Source organism: Candidatus Symbiopectobacterium sp. NZEC135 (assembly GCF_025962695.1).
Map to the genome: position 1 here is coordinate 1 of NZ_JAGFPF010000932.1, position 834 is coordinate 834.

1 protein-coding gene and 2 pseudogenes are annotated in these 834 nt (G+C 56.2%); 1 reads left to right on the plus strand and 2 read right to left on the minus strand.

Annotation, left to right across the window (positions count from 1 at the left end; translation table 11 throughout):
- Window positions 1–112, plus strand: a pseudogene (locus J5224_RS35710) (phenazine biosynthesis protein); the annotation flags it as partial.
- A gap of 68 nt (window positions 113–180) precedes the next feature.
- On the opposite strand, the gene rhaM reads toward J5224_RS35710, so the two are convergent.
- Both rhaM and J5224_RS31540 read right to left on the minus strand, forming a co-directional pair.
- Complete coding sequence (rhaM, locus tag J5224_RS31535; RefSeq protein ID WP_264628922.1) at window positions 181–495, minus strand: L-rhamnose mutarotase; 315 nt, start codon at window positions 493–495, stop codon at window positions 181–183.
- Between the two features lie 158 nt (window positions 496–653).
- Window positions 654–834 (minus strand): annotated as a pseudogene (locus J5224_RS31540) (rhamnulose-1-phosphate aldolase); the annotation flags it as partial.

The window sequence follows — 834 nt, forward strand, 5'->3', positions numbered from 1 at the left end:
CACCATCGTGGCTGAACCGACGCGTCTGGAGTTCGGTTACACCTTTGTGGCGCAGGATCCGGATGGTCATCGGCTGCGGGTGTGCGCCACGGATGTCTCGCACTATCAGTAGACGATAACGCCTGATGTGATAACGCCGCGGCGTAATGGTAGCGTCGCGGTGTTAACCAAACGCTCTGTTTAATCGAGGTAAAATACCGGTTTCAGTTCGTCGCTCACCGGGCTGTTATCCGGGTTGGCGGGCATCACGTCGCTCATGTGTTTCCACCAACGCTGGCAGACGTCAGTCTGTGCCACCGCATCCCACTGCGCTTGCGACTCGATTTCAACATAACCAAACAGCAGATGACGTTTTTCATCAAGAAAGATGCTGTAGTGGTGCGCGCCGTGCGCCTTCAGCACCTCGGCCAGCTCAGGCCATATGGGGTTGTGGCGGCGTTGGTATTCGTCGTGACACTCCGGGAATACCGACATAACAAAGGCTTTTCGTAGCATGGGGAACTCCAATAAGTCACTGAACTGGACTCTTTCACCTGTCTCGGTCATGCCCGCAAAAGCGGGCATCTCCTACAGACGATATGCATTCCTTCTGTACGAGGTCCCCGGCTTGTGCCGAGGACGACCACAGTGTGGGTTGAGGAGGGGATGAAGCGTTATACCTTCAGTGCCGCTTCCATCGGTGTGACGCCAAAGCGTTTGCCCAGCGCAATCAGCTCTTCCGTGGTGATGGTCTGCTTTTTGCCGCCCATGGAACGCACTTTTACCATCACTTCTGCCGCTTTTTCGGCGGTGTCGATCAGGCCAAAGGCTTCGTCCAGCGTCGGGCCGGTACCG

Bases quoted from the DNA above. Each gene is read 5' to 3' on its own strand.
- rhaM (WP_264628922.1), bottom strand. From the start codon at position 495: ATGCTACGAAAAGCCTTTGTTATGTCGGTATTCCCGGAGTGTCACGAC.